General features: G+C 65.1%; 20 protein-coding genes. 16 read left to right on the plus strand and 4 right to left on the minus strand.

Going from position 1 to position 23,524, the window contains the following annotated elements; all coding sequences use genetic code 11:
* Positions 1 to 233 precede the first annotated feature (233 nt).
* The 4 genes from GJV26_RS28015 to GJV26_RS28030 all read left to right on the plus strand — a co-directional run bounded on the left by GJV26_RS28015 (position 234) and on the right by GJV26_RS28030 (position 5,412).
* Complete coding sequence (locus tag GJV26_RS28015) at positions 234 to 2,849, plus strand: TonB-dependent receptor (RefSeq protein WP_229419477.1); 2,616 nt, start codon at positions 234 to 236, stop codon at positions 2,847 to 2,849.
* A gap of 264 nt (positions 2,850 to 3,113) precedes the next feature.
* On the plus strand, positions 3,114 to 3,410 hold the full coding sequence (locus tag GJV26_RS28020; RefSeq protein ID WP_155711850.1) for an iron uptake protein: 297 nt from the start codon (positions 3,114 to 3,116) through the stop codon (positions 3,408 to 3,410).
* Between the two features lie 18 nt (positions 3,411 to 3,428).
* Positions 3,429 to 5,108 carry a PepSY-associated TM helix domain-containing protein gene (locus GJV26_RS28025; RefSeq protein WP_155711851.1) on the plus strand — a complete coding sequence of 560 codons (1,680 nt, stop codon included), beginning with the start codon at positions 3,429 to 3,431 and terminating at the stop codon, positions 5,106 to 5,108.
* The gene (locus GJV26_RS28030) at positions 5,101 to 5,412 is read left to right on the plus strand and encodes a DUF3325 family protein (RefSeq protein WP_155711852.1); all 312 of its coding nucleotides are present in this window, start codon (positions 5,101 to 5,103) and stop codon (positions 5,410 to 5,412) included. Before GJV26_RS28025 ends, GJV26_RS28030 begins: the two co-directional genes overlap by 8 nt.
* Before the next feature lie 6 nt (positions 5,413 to 5,418).
* Here GJV26_RS28030 and GJV26_RS30395 read toward each other — a convergent pair whose 3' ends face one another.
* The 3 genes from GJV26_RS30395 to GJV26_RS28045 form a co-directional block, all read right to left on the minus strand.
* Positions 5,419 to 6,138, minus strand: coding sequence for an MHFG family PEP-CTERM protein (locus GJV26_RS30395; RefSeq protein WP_155711853.1), 720 nt, complete (start codon positions 6,136 to 6,138; stop codon positions 5,419 to 5,421).
* Between the two features lie 139 nt (positions 6,139 to 6,277).
* On the minus strand, positions 6,278 to 7,390 hold the full coding sequence (locus GJV26_RS28040; RefSeq protein WP_155711854.1) for a LacI family DNA-binding transcriptional regulator: 1,113 nt from the start codon (positions 7,388 to 7,390) through the stop codon (positions 6,278 to 6,280).
* Positions 7,391 to 7,496: 106 nt separating this feature from the next.
* Entirely contained in the window at positions 7,497 to 7,697 is a 201-nt protein-coding gene (locus GJV26_RS28045) for a hypothetical protein (RefSeq protein WP_155711855.1), read from the minus strand.
* A 111-nt stretch (positions 7,698 to 7,808) separates the two neighbouring features.
* On the opposite strand from GJV26_RS28045, the gene GJV26_RS28050 reads away from it, so the two are divergent.
* The 5 genes from GJV26_RS28050 to GJV26_RS28070 all read left to right on the plus strand — a co-directional run bounded on the left by GJV26_RS28050 (position 7,809) and on the right by GJV26_RS28070 (position 15,615).
* Positions 7,809 to 9,059: an Hsp70 family protein gene (locus GJV26_RS28050; protein WP_155711856.1), complete on the plus strand. Its 1,251-nt coding sequence runs from the start codon at positions 7,809 to 7,811 to the stop codon at positions 9,057 to 9,059.
* A gap of 9 nt (positions 9,060 to 9,068) precedes the next feature.
* Positions 9,069 to 9,740, plus strand: a complete 672-nt coding sequence (locus GJV26_RS28055; protein WP_155711857.1) for a 3'-5' exonuclease — start codon at positions 9,069 to 9,071, stop codon at positions 9,738 to 9,740.
* Positions 9,741 to 9,930: 190 nt separating this feature from the next.
* Positions 9,931 to 11,307 carry an SEL1-like repeat protein gene (locus GJV26_RS28060; RefSeq protein WP_155711858.1) on the plus strand — a complete coding sequence of 459 codons (1,377 nt, stop codon included), beginning with the start codon at positions 9,931 to 9,933 and terminating at the stop codon, positions 11,305 to 11,307.
* Positions 11,308 to 11,539: 232 nt separating this feature from the next.
* Entirely contained in the window at positions 11,540 to 13,735 is a 2,196-nt protein-coding gene (locus tag GJV26_RS28065) for a prolyl oligopeptidase family serine peptidase (protein ID WP_155711859.1), read from the plus strand.
* A 167-nt stretch (positions 13,736 to 13,902) separates the two neighbouring features.
* The gene (locus tag GJV26_RS28070) at positions 13,903 to 15,615 is read left to right on the plus strand and encodes a DUF4214 domain-containing protein (protein WP_155711860.1); all 1,713 of its coding nucleotides are present in this window, start codon (positions 13,903 to 13,905) and stop codon (positions 15,613 to 15,615) included.
* Here the strand turns inward: GJV26_RS28070 and GJV26_RS28075 are convergent.
* A complete protein-coding gene (locus GJV26_RS28075) occupies positions 15,597 to 16,616 on the minus strand; it encodes a sensor domain-containing diguanylate cyclase (protein WP_155711861.1) in 1,020 nt (339 codons plus the stop codon). The genes GJV26_RS28070 and GJV26_RS28075 overlap by 19 nt on opposite strands.
* Positions 16,617 to 17,081: 465 nt before the next feature.
* On the opposite strand from GJV26_RS28075, the gene queE reads away from it, so the two are divergent.
* The 7 genes from queE to nadC all read left to right on the plus strand — a co-directional run bounded on the left by queE (position 17,082) and on the right by nadC (position 23,503).
* A complete protein-coding gene (gene queE / locus GJV26_RS28080) occupies positions 17,082 to 17,717 on the plus strand; it encodes a 7-carboxy-7-deazaguanine synthase (RefSeq protein WP_189441973.1) in 636 nt (211 codons plus the stop codon).
* Positions 17,718 to 17,720: 3 nt separating this feature from the next.
* Positions 17,721 to 18,167, plus strand: a complete 447-nt coding sequence (gene queD / locus GJV26_RS28085) for a 6-carboxytetrahydropterin synthase QueD (protein WP_155711862.1) — start codon at positions 17,721 to 17,723, stop codon at positions 18,165 to 18,167.
* 25 nt (positions 18,168 to 18,192) lie between these two features.
* Positions 18,193 to 18,759 carry a tRNA adenosine(34) deaminase TadA gene (gene tadA, locus GJV26_RS28090; RefSeq protein ID WP_229419697.1) on the plus strand — a complete coding sequence of 189 codons (567 nt, stop codon included), beginning with the start codon at positions 18,193 to 18,195 and terminating at the stop codon, positions 18,757 to 18,759.
* 79 nt (positions 18,760 to 18,838) lie between these two features.
* On the plus strand, positions 18,839 to 19,756 hold the full coding sequence (gene ldcA / locus GJV26_RS28095; protein ID WP_155711864.1) for a muramoyltetrapeptide carboxypeptidase: 918 nt from the start codon (positions 18,839 to 18,841) through the stop codon (positions 19,754 to 19,756).
* An 89-nt stretch (positions 19,757 to 19,845) separates the two neighbouring features.
* Positions 19,846 to 21,444 carry an ABC-F family ATPase gene (locus GJV26_RS28100; RefSeq protein WP_189441971.1) on the plus strand — a complete coding sequence of 533 codons (1,599 nt, stop codon included), beginning with the start codon at positions 19,846 to 19,848 and terminating at the stop codon, positions 21,442 to 21,444.
* Positions 21,445 to 21,459: 15 nt separating this feature from the next.
* The gene (nadA, locus tag GJV26_RS28105; protein ID WP_155711866.1) at positions 21,460 to 22,614 is read left to right on the plus strand and encodes a quinolinate synthase NadA; all 1,155 of its coding nucleotides are present in this window, start codon (positions 21,460 to 21,462) and stop codon (positions 22,612 to 22,614) included.
* Between the two features lie 10 nt (positions 22,615 to 22,624).
* A complete protein-coding gene (gene nadC / locus GJV26_RS28110) occupies positions 22,625 to 23,503 on the plus strand; it encodes a carboxylating nicotinate-nucleotide diphosphorylase (protein WP_155711867.1) in 879 nt (292 codons plus the stop codon).
* Positions 23,504 to 23,524 lie beyond the last annotated feature (21 nt).

Below are 23,524 nucleotides of genomic sequence, written 5' to 3' on the forward strand. Positions count from 1 at the left end.
AGTTTTGCAATCCGCATTGCCAACAAGTATTTGCACAACCGTTCGCCTGCCATATCAATTCTGGCATCGCACAGGCGAAAAAAGTCATTGGAATGAACTCACTCCGCTCCCTACTATTGGCGCGCAGCATCAAAGTGACAGTGGTAGCACACGTCTTTCACAAAAACTATAACGAGATCAGGAGATATTCGATGACATCGTTCGGTCACACTCCCCCATCGCAACAAATGAAAATGAAACTGTCGGTCGCCGTCCTGGCCGGGGCCGGCATCCTCAGCAGTGCATCGGTATGGGCCCAGAACGCCCAGGCAGTGGCGGAAGCCCAGGCCACGGCCGAGCCGGTCGCCGTTGTCGTCACCGGCGTGCGCCGCGCCGCGCAAAGTGCGCAAACGATCAAGCGCAATTCCGACGAGGTGATCGATTCGATCGTCGCGGAAGAGGCCGGCAAGTTCCCGGACAAGAACGTGGCCGAGATCCTCGGGCGCGTTACCGGCGTGCAGGTGCGCCGCCAGGGCGGCGAAGCCAGCGACGTGATCATCCGCGGCCTGCCGGGCCTGACCACGCTGCTGAACGGCCGCGAAGTCTACACATCGACCAACCGCAACCTGAACCTGACCGATATCCCGACCAGCATGCTGCAGCGCGTCGACGTCTACAAGTCGCAGGGCGCGGAAATGGTCGAAGGCGGTACCGCCGGCGTGATCGACGTGCGTACCGCGCGCCCGTTCGATTTCAAGGGTTTTTCGGCCAGCCTGACCGGCCGCGCGGAAAACCGTGACAAGGCCGACAGCAATGACCCGCAAGTGTCGGGCATGATGTCGAACCGCTGGAAGAACGACCTGGGCGAATTCGGCGCGCTGTTTGGCGTGTCGTACCAAAAAGGGCATTACTTCGACGAAGTGACCTGGAATTCGCCGCCGGACAGCACCGTCACCAATGGCACCAACAAGCCCAACGCGGCCGTCACCGGACCGCTCGATCTGGGGCATAGCAACACCACCGGCATGCGCGAACGCTACTCGGCCAACTGGGCATTCCAGTACAAGCCGGTGCGCGACGTCGAACTGTACGCGGAAGGCTGGTCGACCCGCATCGACCATGACCGCGAGACCCAATTCTTTATCGGCAACCTGGGCTGGGGCCCGACCACGCAGTACACGCTGATCCCGGGTACCAATCAGGTTGATACAGTCACGTCCTCGGGCAATCCGTCGGCGCTGAGCTCGAATCAGGCCCCGCGCGACGATTCCGAAACGCACCAGGGCGCGATCGGCGCAAAGTGGAATGTCAGCCCGGACCTGCGCGTGTCGACCGAGTTCGTGCGCACCACCAGCCGCTGGAAGCAGGACATGCCGATCATGGAAATGTTTGCGCATCCGACCACGGTCACGGGCCAGACGTATGTCAACGGCGGCGCAAGGTTCGACTACCCCGGCTATAACATGCTGGACCCGAACAACTACACGCTGGGCAATTTCATCGACAACTGGCAGGCATCGGGCGGCCAGTCGAAGGACTGGCGCGCGGATGCGACGTACAACAACGGCGAAGACAACTTCTTCCGCGAGTTCAGCGTCGGCGTACGGGTAGCCAAGCGCAGCTCGCGCTACGAGCACGAAAGCGGAAACTTCCTGGGCGCGGACCCCAAGCTCAACCTGCCTGCCGTCAGCTCGCTGGCTGGCCTGACCTGCCCGTCGGCACCGATGGACAACAATTACGGCATGGCCCAGTGGCTGGTCATCTGCGGCAACTACCAGCATGCCAATATCGACGCTTGGCGCAAGTTGTATGGCCGCAACGGCAAGACAGCGCCGGATCCGTATTCGCTGTACACCAACAACGAGGATACAAGCGCGCTGTACGGCAAGACCCGCTTCGGCTTCAACGCCGGTTCCGTGCCGGTCGAGGGTACGCTGGGCGTGCGCGTGGTGAAAACCAAACTGGACGTCAACGGCTTCTCCAGGGTCACTATCAATAACGAGGACGTTGCGGTACCGGTAAACAAGAAGTCGTCGGACACCGATGTGCTGCCCAACCTGACGTTGAAGGCCAACCTGACCGACACGCTGATCGGCCGCTTCAACGCGGGCAAAACTATCCAGCGTCCCGCATTCGGGGACTTCAACCCGGGCATCTCGCTGGGCGCGACGATTGGCGGAGACGGTGTCTACGGCGGCAGCGGCGGCAACCCGGACCTGAAGCCGGTGACCGGCAAGAATGCGGATGCGGCGCTGGAATGGTACTTCGCCCCGACCGGCAGCCTTACGGCGACCGTATTCAAGCACAAGTTCGAGAACTACATCATCCGCTCGGCGGCACTGGAAACGTTCGACGGCAAGCAGTACCGGATGGACCGGCCGCGCAACGTCAACGAAGGCCAGCTGGAAGGCATCGAGATCGGCTACCGCCAGTTCTACGATTTCCTGCCCGGCTGGCTGGGTGGATTCGGTATGGAAGCGAACTACACCTACATGAAGGGTCACTTCATTGACAAGGGCAAGGAAGCGCCGTTCCAGGGCATGTCGAAAAACGCTGTCAATATCGTTGGCCTGTATGAGCGCGGTGCGTGGTCCGGCCGCCTGGCCTATAACTACCGCAGCAAGTTCGTCGACACGTTCGACTATCGCACGCTCCGCGCGCCGGTTGGGCCGCTCGACCTGATCGTCGATCCGATCGAAACGGTCGATGCGTCGATCTCGTACAAGATCAACGAGAACATGGGCGTGACGCTGGACGTGGAAAACCTGACCGACCGCAAGTACCAGGACTACCATGGCATCGAAAGCAATCCGCGCGACATCCGCCGTTATGACCGCGTGATCGGTCTGACGGTGCGCTGGAAGCTGTAAGCACCCGATCAGCGGGTGAGTGTATGAGAACGGCCGCCCGCCAGGGCGGCCGACTAGGCGCGTTGCGCGGCCCCGGCCGGCAACGCGCTTTTTTTGTTGTCGCCGCCCGGCGTAAAAATGCGTAAATATTGCCGATTTTTTGATTGGCCGGGGGTGATTCGGCTGCTAGAATGAGAATAGTTCTCATTCCAGTCTGCCGGCGGCGTGGCGTTCGGAATGTCGCCGTACCACCGTCCCTATCCGATTCATCTATCCGACATCCACATGGCCGCATTGACCAGTTCCCGTTTCCATGTCGCCTCGCGCACGGCAGCCGCCGTGCTGGGCGGCTATGCCTTCACCTGGGGCGTGATCGCCTTTGCCACGGCCGCGCTGTTCGCCGCCGGCATGGAATTCCACGATGCCGAGCATCTGTCGTACATCATCGGCTTCCTGGTGTTCCTGGCCGCGTTCCTGCTGGCTTTCGCCGCCCGCAGCCTGCCGAAGGTGTGGCTGGTACTGGCCGGCGGCGGCGCCGTGCTGACCATCGGGGCCACGCTGCTGCAAACGCAGCTGGTCTGATCCGACGGAGACAACGACATGTTCCAGAATTTTCGCCTGTCGATGGCCTGGCTGCACACGTGGTTCGGCCTGTTCCTCGGCTTCGTGCTGATGGTGGTGTTCTTCTTCGGCGCTCTGTCGGTGTTCGACCGCGAGATCGACCGCTGGGCGATTCCCGCCACGCGCTTCGAGCCGCAGCCAATGCCGTCGTTCGACAAGCTGCTGCGCCCCGTGTTCGAGGACATGCAGCCGCTCGAGGACGCGCGCGCCGCAATGCGCAGCCAGGTCGACGGCCCGCTGCCGGAGCGCTTCGATACCGTCACCCGCCTGGGCGCCTACACGACCCATCGCGATCCCGTGCTGGCGCTGTTCGTCGGCTACGAAGTGCCGAATGCCAGGAGGAAGGAAACCACGATCTTCGCGCAGCGCACGGTCGATCCCCGCAACGGCGCGGCGCTGCCGGACGACCGGCTCAAGATCGGCAGCGGTTTCTTCTACCCGCTGCACTACAGCCTCACGTTCGAATGGAAGAACCTGGGCTACTGGATCGTCGGCTTCGCCGCGCTGATGATGCTGATGGCGCTGGTCACCGGCGTGATCATGCACCGCAAGATCTTCCGCGAGCTGTTCACGTTCCGGCCGAAGAAGAGTACCCAGCGCAGCATGCTGGACATGCACAACCTGACCGGCGTGGTGGCGCTGCCGTTCCACTTCTTCTTTGCGTTCACCGGGCTGGTGATCTTCGCCGGCATCTATTTCCCGGTCACGCATACCCAGCTCGAGGCGCTGCATGACAAGCACGAGCAGGTCGAAGCCATCGAGACCGGCCTGCCGCACGACCGCGCCGGCGTCGCCGCGCCGCTCGCTTCGGTCGATGCGATGGTGGCCGAGGCGCAGCGCCGCTGGGCGGCAAAAGGCATGGCGGGCGATGTCGGCTTCCTCGGCGTGCAATTCCCCGGCGATGCCAACGGCTACGTGTCGATCTATCGCGCCGGCACCGACCGCATCGCGCTGACCGGCGAGGGCATCCACTTCAAGGCGTCAACCGGTGCGTTGCTGCGCGAAGACCCACCGCCGACCGTGGTGGCCCGCATCAACGAATTCCTGACCGGCCTGCACCTGCAGCACTTCCGCCACTGGCTGCTGCGCTGGCTGTACGTGCTCGGCGGCCTTTCCGGCTGCGCCTGCATCGCGACGGGTTTCCTGTTCTTCGTCGAGAAGCGCAAGCGCCAGCACGCGAAACAGGGCAGTGCGGGCGCGCGCGTGGTCGATGCGCTGGCCGTCACCACCGTCACCGGCATGGTGCTCGCGGCGCTGGGCATGCTGATTGCCAACCGGCTGTTGCCGGAGTCGATGCCGGCCGGCTGGCCATGGCGCGGCGAGATGGAAAAATACTGCTTCTGGGCGGTCTGGGTGCTGGCGGCGGCGCACGCCGTCTGGCGCACCGCGCCGGTGGCCGAAGGCCGGCTGGTGCCGGCATGGCGCGACCAGTGCATGGCGATCGCCGCGCTGGGGGTGCTGGCACCGGTGCTGAACTGGATCACCACGGGCGATCACCTGCTGCGTACCGTCGCCAACGGCTACTGGCCGGTGGCCGGCACCGACCTGTTCATGCTCGCGGGAGCCGCGCTCGCGGTACTGGCGGCGCGCCGGCTGCAACGCCGGGCGGCTGTACCGGTGCCGGTCAAGGCAGCGGCGATGGAGGCGGGCCATGCGTGACGCCTTGATGCTGTTATCGGCACTTGTTGCCTGCACGGCGGGCATGGGCTGGTTCGCGCTGTCGCTGGAGGCGCACTGGGCGCAGGTACGCGGCGCCGCGTCGCCAGCGCCCGTCGCCGGCCTGCGCTTGCTCGGCGCACTGGCGCTGGCCTTGGCTCTGGGCTTGTGCCTGCTGGTGGATGCCGCCTCGATCGCGGTGCTTGTGTGGCTGATGGCCCTGGCGGCCGCGGCGCTGACGATCGCCTTTACGCTGACCTGGCGGGCACGTTCGCTCGGCGTCCTGGTCTTCTGGACTGCGCGCTGAGCCTGTTCATTGCCTGGCGCGGCGCCAGGCATGCGCCGCCAGCAAGGCGATACCGCCCAACAGCATCCCCCACGTGGCAGGCTCGGGCACCGGCGCCAGCGGAACCGGGCCACCCACTTCGCGGCCGGGCCCGGGATAGTCGAGCCCTGGCACCGGCGAAACCGGCGTGCCGGGCCCGGCCCACGGAGGCAGCACGGCGCCCCCCGAAGGCACTGCCGGGTAGCCGGGTGCCGTTGCCAATAGCGTAGCCGGCGATGGCGACGCCGGCGGCAATTCGATCGCGGGCCCGGAAGACCCGGTGGCGCCCGGCGTACCGCCCCCCGATGTGGTGATTCTGCGCACGCGGCTGACGTTGCCGCAGACTTCCGGTACCAGTACGCATTCGTCATTGACGCAATAAACGGCGGCCGGTTCCTGCCGTGCCGGCGCCCATTTCGCGCGGGTGACCGTCCGGCACATCCGGCCCGTACCGAAATGCATGTCGGCGATCCCGCTCTCGTAGGCATGGTGTCCCGCGATCGCGTTGCGGCTGATCCGCACCGTGTCGTCCGGCGTACCGGCCGCAATGCGGCGCGCGAGCACGGCACGGTCGGCCGCGGGAATGTCACGGTAATTCGCCAGCGCGGCGGCCGGCGTGCCGCGGTAACGGTCGACCCCGGGCCGGTCCCATGAGCAAACCGGTTGCACCAGCAGGGCGGCCGTGGCGGCTGCGATCACGAAAGCCATAATGAGTACCTCCAGGAAAAACTAATTCTGGATCGACTCTATGCTTATTTTTCTTCAGGGAACGTGCGTTGCCTAACGTAACGAATCAGTCGGCAAGGTATTTGCAGCGTTAACGTACGGCAAGGTCCGGCGTCGAGGTTCAGGCAGCGAGCGAGTTGCCCTCGGGCGGCAGCAGCCGCGCCGTCGATCCCACGACCAGCTGCGGCGCGAACATCCGTTTCTCGACCGTGTGGTTGCCGTGCGCTTCGATCATCGATGTCAGCAGGTCGGCCGCCGCCAGTGCCATGTTGTGCATCGGCTGGCGCAGCGTGGTCAGGTTGCAGCTCAGCCAGCTGGCCGGTTCGATCGCGTCGAAGCCGGCCACGGACATCGATCCCGGCACGTCGATCCCCAGTTCGTGGCGTGCCAGGTCGAGGCAGCCGAGCGCCATCACGTCGTTGCCGCAGATGACCGCGTCCGGCGTGTCGCCGAGCCGCGCGATGATGTCGCGCAGTCCCCGTGCCCCGCTGGCATAGTCGAATTGCCCCGGTACCACGACGGGCGGCGGCAGACCCAGCTCCCGCAACCGGTCGCAGGCGCCGTCGCGGCGCTCGTTGGCAACCGCCGATGTTTCCGGTCCGGCGATGATGCCGAACCGGCGATGGCCGGCGGCGGCCAGGCGCGTAGCCAGCAGGCGGCCCGACTCGTACTGGTCGCACAGCACGCTGCTGACGGTGCGGCCATGCAGGTTGCGGTTGAATACGACCAGCGGCAGCTGGCGCCGCTCGAACTCCTGTACCTGTTCGTCAGTCAGCGCGGCGGCGATGATCGCGCCGTCGACCTGGTATTGCCAGATGTCGCCCAGGACAGGCTCGACGTCGGTTTCCTGCGGGATCGTAAACAGCAGCACGCGCTTGCCGCGCCGCGTGAGCTGCTGCGACAGCTCGGCCAGCGCTTCGGGATAATACAGGTTGGCCACGTGCGATATCACGACCGCCACCATGTTCGAGCGGCGCGTGATCAGGCTGCGCGCCGCGGCGTTCGGGATGTAGTCCAGCCCGGCGGCCGCGTTCATCACGCGCGCATACGTCGATTTCGACACGCTCGCGCCGGGTTTGAAGCAGCGCGACACGGCGGACTGCGATACGCCGGCCACGATCGCGACATCGTAGGACGTGATGCGCCGGTTCTCGCGCACGACGGCGGCCTTGTATTCGGCTGCCCTGGCGGCGGCCACGCTTTCTGCCGGAGGGGGGGTCTTGGTTTTTCTCATTGTCTCGTGTTGGTCCGTGGCGGCACCGGTTCGATTGAGGATAACTTATAAACTTACCCTGTGGCAATTATTTCCAACATGAAAATATACCACTGTCGCGCAGGCGCTACCCGGCAATGGCGATGGTGACGGCGATCGTGGCCAGCAGCAGGCCCGTGGCGCCCATGCGCCGGTGCCAGCCGCTGCGGATGCGTTGCAGCGTGCGGATTCGCCGAGGCGCGTTCTTTTCCATCGAAGGCCCGGCCGTTCGTGTATCCTCTTCCACCTTGTATCGCACCTGCCGTTTACCTCTGCTGTTGCCTTCCATATCGGTCTCCCATCATGTCGAATTTCCTAGCGTAACTATCTACGGGATCAGGGATTTGATTCAGCTCAAGCCAACTCTGGTAAAATTTTGCCCCTTTCAGATGAGGTAGCGATGGCAACTGCGTGCGGTGTCGACTTCGGCACGTCCAATTCCACAGTCGGGTGGGTCGCCCCGGGCCGGCCGGTGATGCTGCCGCTCGAGGATGGCAAGGTCACTTTGCCGTCGGTGGTGTTCTTCAACGCCGACGATGACGAGGTCACGTTCGGCCGGGCGGCCCTGGCCGATTACCTGGCGGGCTACGAGGGGCGCCTGATGCGTTCGCTGAAGAGCCTGCTGGGAACACCGCTGATGGATGGCCAGACGGAGGTGGCCGGCCGCGCGGTATCGTTCCGCACGCTGCTCGGGCAATTCATCGGTGAGTTGAAACGCCGGGGCGAAAGTGCCGCGGGCAAACGCTTCGATGCCGCCGTGCTGGGCCGGCCGGTCCACTTCGTCGACGACGATCCGGCCGCCGACCGGCTGGCCGAGGAGACGCTGGCCGACATCGCGCGGGCCGCCGGTTTCCGCGACCTGGCGTTCCAGTACGAACCGATTGCCGCCGCATTCGATTACGAGTCGCAGATTGCCCGCGAGGAGCTGGTGCTGATCGCCGACATCGGCGGCGGCACGTCGGACTTTTCTCTCGTGCGGCTGTCGCCCGAGAGGGCATCGAAGCCCGAGCGGCGCGACGATATCCTGGCCAATGCCGGCGTGCATATCGGCGGCACCGATTTCGACAAGTACCTGAGCCTGGCCGCGGTAATGCCCCAGCTGGGCCATGGCAGCGCGCTGAAGAACGGCAGCGCCGTGCCGTCCAGCTATTACTTCAACCTGGCCACGTGGCACACGATCAACCAGGCGTACACGAAGAAGATGTCGATCCAGCTCGGCGAACTGGTGCGCGACGCGCGCGAACCGCAGAAGCTGGTGCGCCTGCAGAACCTGATCGACGATCGCGCCGGCCACTGGCTGGCGATGCGCGTGGAAGAAACCAAGATCGCGCTGTCGGGCGAACCGTCGGTGCGGCTCGACCTGGACCGCCTGGCGCCGCCGGCCGCGCTGGACGTGGACCGCGACTGCTTCGTCGCCGCGATCGGCGCGCTGGTCGATACGGTCGGCGGCACCGTTGGCCGCCTGCTGGCCGATGCCGGCGTGCGGCCGGAAGACGTCGATACCGTCTTCTTTACCGGCGGTTCCTCCGGCGTGGCGGCGCTGCGCGAGCGGATCGGCGCGGTGGTACCGTCGGCGCGCCGCGTCGAAGGCGACCTGTTCGGCAGCATCGGCGCCGGTCTCGCGCTGGACGCGGTCCGTAAATTCGGCTGAGGAAAAGACATGCTGACGAAACCGATCGTGATGCTGGACTTCGAGACCACCGGCCTGTCGCCGGAAATGGGCGACCGCATCACCGAAGTGGGCGCGCTGCGCATCGCCGACGGCGTGATCGTCGAGCGCTACGTGTCGCTGGTCAATTGCGGCGTGCGCGTGCCCGCGTTCATTACCGGCCTGACCGGCATCACGCAGCGGATGGTCGACACGGCGCCGCCGGCGCACGAGGTACTGCCCCGGCTGCTGGAATTCATCGGCGCGGATCCGCTGGCCGCGCACAACGCGAGCTTCGACGAGAAGTTCCTGCGCGCCGAGAGCACGCGGCTCGGCATGGCGCCCGCCCACGTGGGCAGCGTCTGCTCGCTGAAGCTGTCGCGCCGCGTCTACCCGGCGCTGTACAGCTACAAGCTGGGCAACCTGGGCAGCCAGCTCGGTATCGCATTTCGCGGCACGGCCCACCGTGCCGAGGCCGATGCCGAAGTGGCGGCCGAGGTGCTGCTCCATATCGGCCGCCACCTGGCGTCCAGCTACGGCATCGCCGCCGTGGAGCCGGCATTGCTGATGTCGGTCAACAGGCTTGCCGCCGCCAAGGTGCCCGCCTTCCTGCGCAAGCACTCGGCCGCCGCGGCCGCCGTCCCCGTTTGCACCGCTTCCAGCGGCATGCCGGACGCCGCCTGATTCCGCCGGAGCCGGCCGCCGGCCGTCTCTACCGCGCTTTGCCGTACGGCGCGTCATGCCGCGTCAACCTTTCCGATTCGCTATGCCGAACATGACAAACCGGGCCGGCAATTGAGACCGCGCAAACGGGATGCGCGAGCGTTTATTAAGATTTATGCAACATACCGACGTGCTGGATTGGGGAGCTGGCATGAACAACCGTTACTCGAACAAAGATGTGGACGTTTTCGCGTGGTTTCGCGAAGCCTCCGAGAAAGGCAACGCGTATGCGCAATTCAATCTTGCGCTGATGTACAAGCGGGGCAAGGGCGTGCGGCGCAACGACGCCGCCGCCTTCGTCTGGATGCGGCTGTCGGCATTGCAGGGCATCGCGTTTGCCCAGAACCACCTGGGCGCCATGTACTACAACGGCGCCGGCACGAAGCCGGACGACGCCGAAGCCGTGTTCTGGTTTCGCATGGCCGCCCGGCAGGGCGACGCGTCGGCACAGCAGAACCTGGGGCTGATGTACCGCAAGGGACGCGGCGTGCCGCGCAACGATGAGACGGCCCTCACGTGGTTTTGCCGGGCTGCCGAACAGGGCGTTGCCAGTGCTCAGGCATTGCTCGGCGAGGCGTATGCGCAGGGGCTCGGCACCAAGCGCAATTTCCAGCTTGCCCTGGCCTGGTTCCGCAAGGCCGCGCTGCAGGGCGACGCCAGCGCGCAACTGAACCTGGGCCTGATGTACCGGCGCGGCCATGGCGTGCCGCAATCCGATACGCAGGCGGTGGCCTGGTACCGGCAGGCGGCCGCGCAGGGCACGGCCGCCGCGCAGCGGCACCTCGGTGTCGCCTACGCCGAAGGGCGCGGGGTCCGGGTGGACCTGGAGCGGGCGTACTCGTGGCTGCGGCGCGCCGCCGAGCAGGGCGATGTCGACGCCCAGTTCAACATGGGCGTGATGCTGTCGAACGGCTACGGTACGCACAAGGACGAGGCGCTGGCGTTCGACTGGTACCAGCGCGCCGCGAGTTCCGGGCACATGCTGGCGCAGTACAACCTCGGCGGCATGTATGCGCATGGCCGCGGCGTGAGGCGCGATCCCGCCGAGGCGCTGGCGTGGTACCGCAAGGCCGCCGACCAGGGTGCCGCGAACGCGCAGTTCAACGTCGGCGTGATCTATGCCAACGGCCACGGCGTGCCGAAGGATGAAGCATGCGCCGTGGCCTGGTACCGTCACGCCGCCGAACAGGGCGATGCCAGCGCGCAGAACAACCTGGGCGTCATGTACGCCAACGGGCAAGGCGTGCTGCACGATGATGCCGAGGCCGTGCGCTGGTACCGCCGGGCGGCCGAACAGGGACATCCACTGGCCCAGTACAACCTCGGCGGCATGTACGCCGGCGGCCGCGGCGTCGAGCGCGACTCCGTACTGTCGTACATGTGGATCTCGCTGGCGGCCGATGCGGGCGACGAAACGGCCTGCAACAACCGCAAGCTGATCGAACGCAAGCTGACCAGGGAGGAAATCGGATCGGCCGAACTGATGACGCGCCGCTGGCGCGACGCCCACCGCACGCGCACGGTGTAGCGGGCGCGGCTCCGCACCGGCAGCCCGCCGGCCGCCGTGTCGATCCGGTACGCATCGTTGCGTAGCCAATCGCCCGTTCGCCGCGTACCCACTGCGCATCCGCCGGCGTGCCCCGCCGAATTTTGTCCGCCGCGGGGCGCCGCGGAACCGTTCTAATTTGCCATGGATCGAGCTATGATCGGGAGTCCGCCGCGATTCGCGATGCGGCGGTTTTCACTTCACAAGGACATCCATGCACTGCAAACGCGCTACTCTCGCAACAATCGCCGGTGTCACCGCGGCGCTGCTGGCCGGTACCACTGGCCAGGCGCTGGCACAGGCCTGCCCGGCCGGTTCGCCGCTGGCCTATCCTGTGACGAAAAAAGTCGACCAGCGCGACGACTACCACGGCACCACGATCGCCGATCCTTACCGCTGGCTGGAAGATGCCAACAGCGCGGAGACGAAGGCATGGGTCACCGAACAGAACCGCCTCACGCAAGACTTCCTGGGCCGGATTCCGGAGCGCGCGGCGATCCGCAAGCGCCTCACGCAGCTGTGGAACTTCGAGCGCTACTCGGTGCCGTTCAAGGAAGGCGGCCGTTATTTCTACAGCCGTAACGACGGCTTGCAGAACCAGGCGGTGCTGTACACGCTGAAGACGCTGGACGACCAGCCGCGCGTACTGCTCGATCCGAACACGCTTGCCGCCGACGGCACCGTGGCGCTGGCCGGCCTGGCGATCAGCCCGCAGGGCAGGCACCTGGCCTACAGCACGGCGGCATCGGGCTCGGACTGGAACGAGATCCGCGTGCGCGACATCGACACCGGCAAGGACACGGTCGACCATGTTAAGTGGGTGAAGTTCTCGAACACGGCCTGGGCCCATGACGGTTCCGGCTTCTATTACAGCCGCTACGATGCACCGACCGAGAGCGCCAGGCTGGCCGGGATCAACTACTTCCAGAAACTGTATTTCCACAAACTGGGCACGCCGCAGGAACAGGATGTCCTTGTCTACGAGCGCCAGGACCAGAAGGAGTGGGGCTTCCAGGCCGAAGTCACCGATGACGGCCGTTACCTGGTGATCAACTCCACGCAGGGCACCGATCCGAAAAACCGCGTGTTCATCAAGGACCTGAAGGCAAAAGGCGCGAAGGTCGCCGGCCTGCTCGAGGCATTCGACGCGTCGTACACCTTCATCGACAACGACGGCCCGCTGTTCTACTTCGTCACCGACAAGGATGCGCCGCGCTCGCGCATCGCCGCGATCGACGTGCGCACGGGCACCTGGACCGGGATCGTGCCGGAAACGGCGCAGACGCTGAAGGGCGCCAACATCGTCAACGGCCAGCTGGTGGCCGAGTACCTGGCCGATGCCTACAGCGCCGTCAAGGTGTTCGACCTGAAGGGCAAGCCGCTGCATGACGTGGCGTTGCCGGGCATCGGCTCGGCCGGCGGCTTCGCCGGCAAGCGCGGCGACAGTGAAACGTTTTATTCGTACACCAGCTTCACGACGCCGGCGACGATCTATCGCTACGACCTGAAGTCCGGGCAGAGTTCGGTGTATCGCCAGCCCAAGGTGGATTTCGACCCGGCGGCCTATGAAACGCGCCAGGAATTCTTTACCAGCAAGGATGGCACGCGCGTGCCGATGTTCATCGTTGCGAAAAAAGGCCTCAAGCGCGATGGCGGCAATCCCACGTACCTGTACGGCTACGGCGGCTTCAATGTCCCGCTGACGCCGGCGTTCTCGGTGGCTAACCTGGCATGGCTGGAAATGGGCGGCGTCTACGTGATGGCCAACCTGCGGGGCGGCGGCGAATATGGCGAGGCCTGGCACCAGGCCGGCACCAAGCTGCGCAAGCAGAACGTATTCGACGATTTCATCGGCGCGGCCGAATGGCTGGTCGCCAACAAGGTGACGTCGCCGGCCAAGCTCGCCATCGGTGGCGGCAGCAACGGCGGCCTGCTGGTCGGCGCGGCCATGACGCAGCGGCCGGACCTGTTCGCCGCCGCGCTGCCGGCGGTGGGCGTGATGGACATGCTGCGCTTTCACAAGTTTACGATCGGCTGGGCATGGACGTCGGATTATGGTTCCTCCGACAACGCGGACGAGTTCAAGGCCTTGCTCGGCTATTCGCCGCTGCACAACCTGAAGGCCAATACCTGCTATCCGGCCACGATGGTGACCACGGCCGACCACGACGACCGCGTTGTTCCGGCGCACAGCTTCAAGTTCGCCGCCGCGGCGCAGGCCGCGCAGGGCGGCCCGGCGCCGGTGCTGATCCGCATCGAGACGAAGGCCGGCCATGGTGCCGGCAAGCCGACCTCGAAGCAGATCGAAGAAGTGGCGGACCGCTGGGGCTTCCTGTCCCGCACGCTGGGCATGGCCCCGGTACCGGCCGCGGCCGCAAACCCTCCGGCAGTGCGTGGCGGGATGGATTGACGGGCCGCTAGCGGCCCCGGGCACCAGGCGGCCGGCGCCTGGTGCCGGTATGTCATCTGCCGGTCCTGATTGGTGATGCTGCGACGCAACTAACAGCGGGATCTTGCCATGGGGCATGGTCCCGCCATGTTACCATTCGAATCGACAGATTTTTTCCTGGACCGACCATGAGCCTCATCACCGGCACGAACGCCATCGACGCCCTCGCTTACAGCAGCTGGAATGCCACGGCCGGCACGGCCGCCACGCTGACATACAGTTTCCTGACGCGCGTGCCGATGCGTGCCGATGCCGAGGATCGCATCGGCTTCCAGGCCATGTCGGTACCTCAGCAGAACGCCGTGCGCGATGCGCTGGCGCAGTGGGCATCGATCGCCAATGTCACATTCGTCGAAGTCGCGGCCAATGCCGGGAACCTGCAGTTCGGCACGAATGCGCAAACCGGCAGCAGCGCCTATGCCTATCTCCCGGGGACCGGCATCAGCTCGGTGCAGATGTACCTGAACAACAAGGAATCCTACAATACTGTCTTCACGGCCGGCAGCTACGGCCCGACGGTACTGATCCACGAGATCGGCCACATGCTCGGCCTGAAGCATCCGGGGGACTACGATGCCACCGGTTCCGGCGTCAACGGGCCTTTCCTGCCGGCGGCCACCGACAACGGCGACTATACGCTGATGTCGTACAACGATTCCATCGGTTATGCGGTGGGCCACAAGTTCCAGACCACGGCGATGTTGTATGACATCCAGGCGATCCAGTACCTGTACGGTGCCAACATGAGCTATCACGCCGGCAACGACACGTATGTGCTCGCGGCCAACGCCGCGCCGATGTGCATCTGGGACGCGGGCGGTGCCGATGCGCTCGACTTCTCCGCCTGCACCGGCGCCACGGTCATCAACCTGAATGCCGGCGCGTTCAGCGAAACGGCACGCGGCCTGAACAATGTTTCGATCGCCTACAACGTCACGATCGAGAGTGCGGTCGCCGGATCCGGCGGATCGACGATCTACGCGAACGGGGCCGGCAACCGGCTGCAGGGCGGCGCCGGCGCCGATACGTTCCACCAGGGCGCGGGCAACGACACGATTATCGGCGGCAACGGAAACGACACCGTGGTGTTTACCAGGAGCTACGCCAGCTATACCGTGGTACGTGATGGCAACACGCTGACGGTCAAGGGCGAGGGAACCGATACCCTGACCGGTGTCGAGAGCCTGCGGTTTGCCGACCGCGTGCTCGCCGCCGACAGTTTCGCGGCGGCGGTCGAGCAGTACGGCACCGATGGCAACGACGTGATGAGCGCCACCGCCGCGGCCGAGCGGATCGATGCCGGCACCGGGCTCGATATCGTGGTAATGGGCGGACTGCGGGCGAGCTACCAGGTGCAGGCGTCTGCCGCGGGCTTTACCGTCACCGCGGCCGGCACGGGGCAGGTCGATACGCTCGTCAACGTCGAGCGGGTGCAGTTCCAGGATGCTTCCGTGGCGCTGGACGTCGGTGGCGCCATCGGCAAGCTTTACCGTCTTTATGAAGCCGCGTTCGATCGCGCCCCGGACGCCGCCGGCATCGGCTTCTGGCTCGCCAGCATGGACCGTGGCGAGGGCTTCGCGGCCGTGGCGCAGGCTTTCACGGACAGCCCCGAGTACCTGCGCCTCTATGGCGCGCTCGACAACGCCGGTTTCGTGGAGCGGCTGTACATCAACGCGCTGGACCGCGCCTATGATTCGGAAGGTCGCGACTTCTGGGTCGCCGCGCTGAATGCGGGCGTGACGCGCGGCGACGTGGTCACCGGCTTCTCCGAATCGCCAGAACTGCAGGCCAAGCTGATCGGCGTGATCGGCAACGGGGTCGACTACATCCCGTATGCCTGACTGAGGATTTTTTCCGTCTCCCGGGTCAGGCTGATGCGGTTGCGGCCCATGTGCTTGGCGCGGTACAGCGCGGCATCGGCCGTGGCCAGCAGTTGCGAAGGATCGCATTCGGGTGCGGCCAGCGCGGTCGCGGCGCCGATGCTGACGGTGACGAACTGCTGCGCCGCGCCCAGGTTCGGCAATTGCAGTTGTTCGACCCTGCAGCGGATCCGCTCCGCCACGATAGCCGCGCCCTTCAGCGACTGGTTCGGCAGGATCACCGCGAATTCCTCGCCGCCGTAGCGAGCCACCAGGTCGTTGGTGCGCATTTCCTTGGCGACGGCCCCGGCGATCCGCTGCAGGCAATCGTCGCCGCCCACGTGGCCATATACATCGTTGTATTGCTTGAAATTGTCGACGTCCACCATCAGCAGCGACAACGGCTGCTGCTGGCGCATCGCGCGCTGCCATTCCGCGTGCAGCGTGTCATCGAAGCAGCGGCGGTTGGCCAGGCCTGTCAGGCCATCACGCGTGGCCAGCTTTTCGAGCGCGATCTGCGCCTGCTTCTCGGCGGTCATGTCGCGCAGCGTTTCCACCACCGCCTTGAGGCGGCCGCTGCCGTCGCAGATCGGGCTCACGTCCACGGCCAGGTAGCGGCGGCGCCCGGCACGCGGCATGTCGCACCAGCCTTCGGCACTCAGGTGCCCGGGTTCGTCGCATGGGCGGGCGTGCGTGTCGTACAGTGCGGCCACTTCGTGCGTACGCTGCTGGATCACCAGGTCCGCCAACGTCGGGCGCGCGTCACGGTGAAAGCAGCGCCATGCGTCCATCGTGCCGAGCACCTCGTAGCCGGATGCACCGGTCAGGCGCTCGCAGGCCCGGTTCCACACGATGGCGCGCCCCCGCGCATCGAGCACGAAAGCGGGGATGGCGAGGAGTTCCAGCAGTGTGAACGCATAGCCCTGCGATCCGTCCGCGTGCGGAAAATCGACCAGGTGCTGCACTTGTTGCGTACTGTTCATTGGCGAGCCTGTCTTGTATTGACGTCGTTATGTTTCGCACCACTGGTTTCGCACCATGGAATTCCGGTTGTATTTCTTGGTGAATCCCGTCGTGAATCCCTGCCTGAATGCCGACCCGACTCCCGGCGTCAATCCGGCATGGATTTGAGCATGAATCTCGGCTTTTCTTGCGCTGAGTCTTGATTTTGCATTGAGGTATCGAGCTCAAGTTTGATCAATGACAAAGGTGTGCTGGAAGTTGCGTCACGCCAGCCAGCCTGAAGCACGGCTGCCCGATGGTTCGTGATATTGCGCTAAAGGATCTCTGGCAGGCGGCGCGGGCCGGGTACCACGGGGACGCTCCCGCATGGCGGCGTCGTCGACGCGCCATGCGACCGGTGGCACTTTGGCATATAATCGAGGGTTCGCCATTCGGCCGCGACCGTCAGCTCAGCTGGCGCGGGGCCATCAGCACCAGGATCCGTTGTGACTTACAGTATCAAAGAGATTTTCTATACCTTGCAGGGCGAGGGCGCCCATGCCGGCCGGCCGGCGGTTTTTTGCCGCTTTGCCGGCTGTAACCTGTGGACCGGTCGCGAAAGCGATCGGGCCAGTGCCACCTGCCAGTTTTGCGACACCGATTTCGTCGGCACCGACGGCGAACGGGGCGGCAAGTTCGCCACGCCCCGGGCCCTCGTCGAAGTCATCGACAGCCTGTGGCCGGCGTCATATCCCGCCAGCAAGTACGTCGTCTTCACCGGTGGCGAGCCGCTGCTGCAGCTCGATGCGCCGCTGATCGATGCGATGCACGCCGCCGGCTTCACGATCGCCATCGAAACCAACGGCACGGTGCCCGTGCCGCCGGGCATCGACTGGATCTGCGTCAGTCCGAAGGTGGGCTCGCAGCTCGTGGTCGCCAAGGGCGACGAGCTGAAAGTCGTGATCCCGCAGGCGAACCAGGAACTCGCCGACTACGAGCACCTGGACTTCGAGAACTTCTTCGTCCAGCCGATGGATGGCCCGCTGGCGGCGTTCAATACCACGCTGGCGATCGAAACGTGCAAGCGCAATCCGAAGTGGAAGCTGTCGCTGCAGACCCATAAACTCCTGAACATTCCCTGATCCATGTTGACGATTACCCGCAAGCTGGAATTCGATGCCGGCCACCGCATTCCCGACCATAAAAGCCAGTGCCGCAATCTGCACGGCCACCGCTACACGCTGGAGATCACGCTGACCGGCGAAGTGATTTCGACCGAAGGCAATTCCGACAACGGCATGATCATGGACTTTTCGGACGTGAAGGCGCTCGCCAAGGAACATCTGGTCGATGTCTGGGACCACGCCTTCCTCGTGTACGACAAGGACAGCGCCGTGAAGGAATTCCTGGCCACGCTGCCCGGCCACAAGACCGTGGTCATCGACCGGATTCCCACCGTGGAAAACCTGGCGGCCGTCGCCTTCGGCATCCTGAAGGCGGCCTACAAGGACCGCTACGGCACCGGCCTGCGCCTGCACAAGCTGGTGCTGCACGAAACGCCGAACTGCTGGGCCGAGATCACCGATGCCTGAAGTACAGTCCGGCGTGCAGCCTGGCATGCAGTCCGGCGGCGGTGAGCCCGACGTGCGGGCTGGCGGGCCGCAGGACGGCTTCATGCGCGAAGCGCTGGCCGAGGCACAGCGCGCGTGGGATCTGGGCGAGGTGCCGGTCGGCGCCGTCGTCGTGAAGGATGGCGTCGTCATCGCGCGCGGCTTCAACCAGCCCATCGCCGGGCACGACCCCACCGCGCACGCGGAAATCGTGGCGCTGCGCGCCGCCGCCAGTGTGCTGGGCAACTACCGCCTGCCGGGCTGCGAACTGTACGTCACGCTGGAGCCGTGCGTGATGTGTTCCGGCGCGATGATGCATGCCCGGCTGGCGAAAGTGGTGTATGGCGCGCGCGACCCGAAGACCGGGGCCGCGGGCTCGGTCGTCGACCTGTTCGCGTCCCCCCAGCTGAACCACCACACTGCGGCCGTCGGCGGCGTTCTCGATGAAGACTGCGGCAACATGCTGAAAGCCTTCTTCGCCAGCCGCCGCGCGGCCTCGCGGGCCGCGCGCACCGAGCGTGAAAAACAGGCGATCGCCGGGGCGCGCCTTGCCGGCGGCCACGGCGCCGGGTAAGCTGGCGGCGCCGCGCATTTGCCCCCAATTCCTCCCGGCTTTTGCGCGCCGCATTTGCCATTCACAGCCTGGAGCCCGATTGAACAACCTCCGTATCGCGATCGCCGCGCCCGCCGGCTACGCCCTCGATGAAGCAGCCATGGCGCACGGCATTGCCCGCCTCGAGCAGGCCGGCTGCACCGTCCATAATTACTACGATCCCGACGAAAAATTCCAGCGGTTCGGCGGCACCGATGCCGGCCGCCTCGCGCAGCTGGAAGCGGCGGCCCGCGATCCCGATGCCCAGGTCGTCATCGCCCTGCGCGGATCGTACGGCATCTCGCGCATCCTGCCGCGCATCGATTTCAACATGATGGCCGACAGCGGCAAGCTGTTCGTCGGCTACAGCGATTTCACCGCCTTCCACATGGGCCTGATGGCGGCCACCGGCCGCAAGAGCTTTGCCGGCCCGATGATCTGCGACGATTTCATCCGCGACGAGCCGGTCGGCTATACGCTGGATCAATTTTACGACTGCCTGCGCGGCCCGTCCCACGCCGTGCGCGGCACCGCCACCGGCAATCCGCGCGTCGACGTGGAAGGGCGCCTGTGGGGCGGCAACCTGGCAATGCTGAACCACCTGGTCGGCACGCCCTATTTTGCCCGGATTCCCGGTGGCATCGTCTTCATCGAGGATGTCGGCGAGCACCCTTACCGCGTCGAGCGGATGGTGCTGCAACTGCTGTATGCCGGCGCGCTGGACGGCCAGCAGGCCCTGGTGCTGGGCGACATCTCCGGCTACCGGCTGGCGCCGTTCGACAACGGCTACGACTTCGATGCGATGCTGGCCTACCTGCGCGACACGCTGCCGATTCCCGTGCTCACCGGGCTGCCGTTCGGTCATGTGAAGCACCGCTGCACGCTGCCGTTCGGCGGCATGGCGCGGCTGCGGTCCGACGACGAAGGTTTCGATCTCACCGTGACCGATTATCCGACGCTGGCGCAGCCGTATGGCTAGTGGCCGCCGTGCCATGCCGGCAACAGAAATGATAAAATGCGCGGTTCATTGCAGATCACCGCGCATTTCAGAAAATTAAGGGCTCATCAGTGTTATCCACCGCTAATATCACCATGCAATTCGGCGCCAAGCCGCTGTTCGAGAATATCTCCGTCAAGTTCGGCGACGGCAACCGCTACGGCCTGATCGGCGCCAACGGCTGCGGCAAGTCCACCTTCATGAAGATCCTCGGCGGCGACCTGGAGCCGTCGGCCGGCAACGTCATGCTCGACGTGAACGAGCGCCTGGGTAAACTGCGCCAGGACCAGTTCGCGTATGAAGAGATGCGCGTGCTGGATGTGGTCATGATGGGCCACACCGAGATGTGGGCCGTGATCCAGGAACGCGACGCGATCTACGCGAATCCGGAAGCGACCGACGACGACTACATGAAGGCCGCCGACCTCGAAGGCAAGGTCGCCGAATACGACGGCTACACGGCCGAGGCGCGCGCCGGCGAACTGCTGCTCGGCGCCGGGGTCGACATCGAACTGCACCACGGCCCGATGAGCGCCGTGGCGCCGGGCTGGAAGCTGCGCGTACTGCTGGCGCAGGCGCTGTTCTCGAACCCGGACATCCTGCTGCTCGATGAACCGACCAACAACCTGGACATCAACACGATCCGCTGGCTCGAAGATGTGCTGAACCAGCGCAACTCGACGATGATCATCATTTCCCACGATCGCCACTTCCTGAACCAGGTGTGCACGCACGTGGCCGACATGGATTACGGCACGCTGAAGATCTATCCGGGCAACTACGACGACTACATGCTGGCCTCCACCCAGGCCCGCAACCAGCAACTGAGCAACAACGCCAAGGCGAAGGAAAAGGTCGCCGAGCTGCAGGACTTCGTGCGCCGCTTCTCGGCCAATAAATCGAAGGCGCGCCAGGCCACGTCGCGTGCCAAGATGATCGACAAGATCAAGGTGGAAGACATCAAGCCTTCCTCGCGCGCCTACCCGTTCGTGCGCTTCGAGGGCGAGAAGAAACTGCACCGGCTGGCGGTGGAAGTCGACGGCATCTCGAAGACCTACGACAAGACGCTGTTCCGCAACTTCAGCATCCTGGTCGAGGCGGGCGAGCGCATTGCGATCATCGGCGCCAACGGCGCCGGCAAGACCACGATGCTGCGCTGCATCGCCGGCGACATCGCCGGCCTGCAGCCCGATACCGGTTTCGTGAAGTGGGCGGAAAACGCCAACGTCGGCTACATGCCGCAGGATCCGACCGAGGAATTCGCCACCGACGCCAACCTGACCGACTGGATGGGCCGCTGGACGAAGGAAGGCGACGACGACCAGGCCGTGCGTTCGATCCTGGGCCGCCTGCTGTTCGGCGGCGAAGAGGTGAAGAAATCCGTGCGCGTGCTGTCCGGCGGTGAAAAGGGCCGCATGATGTACGGCAAGCTGATGCTGGGCCGCCACAACGTGATGCTGCTCGACGAACCCACCAACCACATGGACATGGAATCGATCGAATCGCTGAACATCGCGCTCGACAAGTATGCCGGCACCCTGGTGTTCGTTTCGCACGACCGTGAATTCGTGTCGTCGCTGGCGAACCGCATCATCGAGATCAAGGAAAACGAAGTGGTCGACTTCCGCGGCAACTACGAGGAATACCTGACCAGCCAGGGCATCAACTAACCCACGACCAGAGCGATGAACAGCGTAGCCATTCCCATCAAGACCGTCGAATACGAAAAGCCGCTGCTGGAACACAACGAGCAGGGCGGCAGCTGCGTGGCCCACGCGTGGGCACGCACGCCGGCGCCGGTGCCGGCGAACGAGAAAATCCTGCTCAAGGAGCGCATCCGCACGCTGCTGCGCGAACGCAACGCCGTGCTGGTCGCCCACTACTACGTGGATGGCGACCTGCAGGACCTGGCCGAGGAAACCGGCGGCTGCGTGTCCGATTCGCTCGAGATGGCGCGCTTCGGGCGCGACCATCCGGCGCAAACGCTGGTGGTGGCCGGCGTGAAGTTCATGGGCGAGACGGCGAAGATCCTGTCGCCGGAAAAAACCATCCTGATGCCGGACCTGGACGCGACCTGCTCGCTGGACCTGGGCTGCGATCCGGATGAATTCACCGCCTTCTGCGACCAGCACCCGGACCGCACCGTGGTGGTCTATGCCAATACGAGCGCGGCCGTGAAGGCGCGCGCGGACTGGATGGTCACGTCGTCCATCGGCCTGGATATCGTCAGGCACCTGCACGAGCAGGGCAAGAAGATCCTGTGGGCGCCGGACAAGCACCTGGGCTCGTACATCCAGAAGCAGACCGGCGCGGACATGCTGCTGTGGCAGGGCTCCTGCCTGGTGCACGACGAGTTCAAGGGCGTCGAGCTCGACCTGCTGAAGGCCGAGCATCCGGGCGCGAAAGTGCTGGTGCACCCGGAGTCGCCGGCGAGCGTGGTCGATCACGCGGACGTGATCGGTTCCACGTCGCAGCTGATCGCCGCCGCCGTCAGCATGGATGCCACCGAGTTCATCGTCGCAACCGACAATGGCATCCTGCACAAGATGCGCCAGGCCGCGCCAGGCAAGACCTTCATCGAAGCGCCGACGGCCGGCAACAGCGCCACCTGCAAGAGCTGCGCGCATTGCCCGTGGATGGCGATGAACGGCTTGCGCAACCTGGCCGACGTGCTGGAAAACCTGGGCAATGAAATCCATGTCGACCCCGCGGTCGGCGAGCAGGCCAAGGTATCGATCGACCGCATGCTCGATTTCGCCGCGGCGAAAAAGGCAAAGGTGGCACCAGGCGCGGATCTCGCGCGGGAAGCCAGGCTGTTTTCGGGCATCGGGCCCGCATGAGGAATGTGACTTGAGTACTTTAATCAACCGATTCGCGCCGTTCGATCCCGCCCTGAAAGGGGCGTTCGAAGGCAACCTGCTTGCCGCGCTGCTCGAAGACGTGGGCAACGGCGACCTTACCGGCAAGCTTGTACCGGAAGCGGGCCGCTCGGCCGCCCGCGTCATCGTGCGCGAGGATGCGGTGCTGTGCGGCGCGCCATGGTTCGAAGGCATCATGCATGCGCTGGACCCGGGGATCGGCATCGACTGGCATTACGCCGAAGGCGAGGCGATGAAGGCCGACACGCCGGTTTGCACACTGGTCGGGCCGTCGCGCGCGATCCTGACGGGCGAACGGTCGGCGCTCAATTTCCTGCAGTTGCTGTCAGGCGTGGCCACCGCCACGCGCCGCTATGTCGACGTGATCGCCGGCACCCGTGCCGCGATCCTCGATACCCGCAAGACGCTGCCGGGCCTGCGCCTGGCGCAGAAATACGCGGTGCGCGTGGGGGGCGGGCAGAACCAGCGGCTGGCGCTGTACGACGGCATCCTGATCAAGGAAAACCACATCGCTGCCGCAGGCGGCATCACGGCCGCGCTGGTGGCGGCCAGGCGGGTCGGCGGCAACGTGTCGATCCAGGTCGAAGTGGAAAACCTGGTCGAGCTGGAAGAAGCCCTCACGGCCGGCGCCACCTCGATCCTGCTCGACAACTTCGATCTCGCCACCATGCGCGAAGCGGTCCAGGCCAATCGCGGCCGCGCGCTGCTGGAAGCTTCCGGCGGCGTCAATTTCGATACCGTGCGGGCCATCGCCGAAACGGGCGTGCACCGCATCTCGATCGGTGCGCTGACGAAAGACATCCAGGCCACCGATTACTCGCTGCGCATCATCGATGGCGCACTGCGCTGAAAAGCGCATGGAAATGCGCCA

Origin of the sequence: Pseudoduganella dura (assembly GCF_009727155.1) — a bacterium.
Lineage (GTDB): Bacteria > Pseudomonadota > Gammaproteobacteria > Burkholderiales > Burkholderiaceae_D > Rugamonas > Rugamonas dura.

Bases quoted from the DNA above. Each gene is read 5' to 3' on its own strand.
- GJV26_RS28015 (WP_229419477.1), top strand. From the start codon at position 234: ATGAAACTGTCGGTCGCCGTCCTGGCCGGGGCCGGCATCCTCAGCAGT.
- GJV26_RS28020 (WP_155711850.1), top strand. From the start codon at position 3,114: ATGGCCGCATTGACCAGTTCCCGTTTCCATGTCGCCTCGCGCACGGCA.
- GJV26_RS28025 (WP_155711851.1), top strand. From the start codon at position 3,429: ATGTTCCAGAATTTTCGCCTGTCGATGGCCTGGCTGCACACGTGGTTC.
- GJV26_RS28030 (WP_155711852.1), top strand. From the start codon at position 5,101: ATGCGTGACGCCTTGATGCTGTTATCGGCACTTGTTGCCTGCACGGCG.
- GJV26_RS30395 (WP_155711853.1), bottom strand. From the start codon at position 6,138: ATGGCTTTCGTGATCGCAGCCGCCACGGCCGCCCTGCTGGTGCAACCG.
- GJV26_RS28040 (WP_155711854.1), bottom strand. From the start codon at position 7,390: ATGAGAAAAACCAAGACCCCCCCTCCGGCAGAAAGCGTGGCCGCCGCC.
- GJV26_RS28045 (WP_155711855.1), bottom strand. From the start codon at position 7,697: ATGGAAGGCAACAGCAGAGGTAAACGGCAGGTGCGATACAAGGTGGAA.
- GJV26_RS28050 (WP_155711856.1), top strand. From the start codon at position 7,809: ATGGCAACTGCGTGCGGTGTCGACTTCGGCACGTCCAATTCCACAGTC.
- GJV26_RS28055 (WP_155711857.1), top strand. From the start codon at position 9,069: ATGCTGACGAAACCGATCGTGATGCTGGACTTCGAGACCACCGGCCTG.
- GJV26_RS28060 (WP_155711858.1), top strand. From the start codon at position 9,931: ATGAACAACCGTTACTCGAACAAAGATGTGGACGTTTTCGCGTGGTTT.
- GJV26_RS28065 (WP_155711859.1), top strand. From the start codon at position 11,540: ATGCACTGCAAACGCGCTACTCTCGCAACAATCGCCGGTGTCACCGCG.
- GJV26_RS28070 (WP_155711860.1), top strand. From the start codon at position 13,903: ATGAGCCTCATCACCGGCACGAACGCCATCGACGCCCTCGCTTACAGC.
- GJV26_RS28075 (WP_155711861.1), bottom strand. From the start codon at position 16,616: ATGAACAGTACGCAACAAGTGCAGCACCTGGTCGATTTTCCGCACGCG.
- queD (WP_155711862.1), top strand. From the start codon at position 17,721: ATGTTGACGATTACCCGCAAGCTGGAATTCGATGCCGGCCACCGCATT.
- tadA (WP_229419697.1), top strand. From the start codon at position 18,193: ATGCAGTCCGGCGGCGGTGAGCCCGACGTGCGGGCTGGCGGGCCGCAG.
- nadA (WP_155711866.1), top strand. From the start codon at position 21,460: ATGAACAGCGTAGCCATTCCCATCAAGACCGTCGAATACGAAAAGCCG.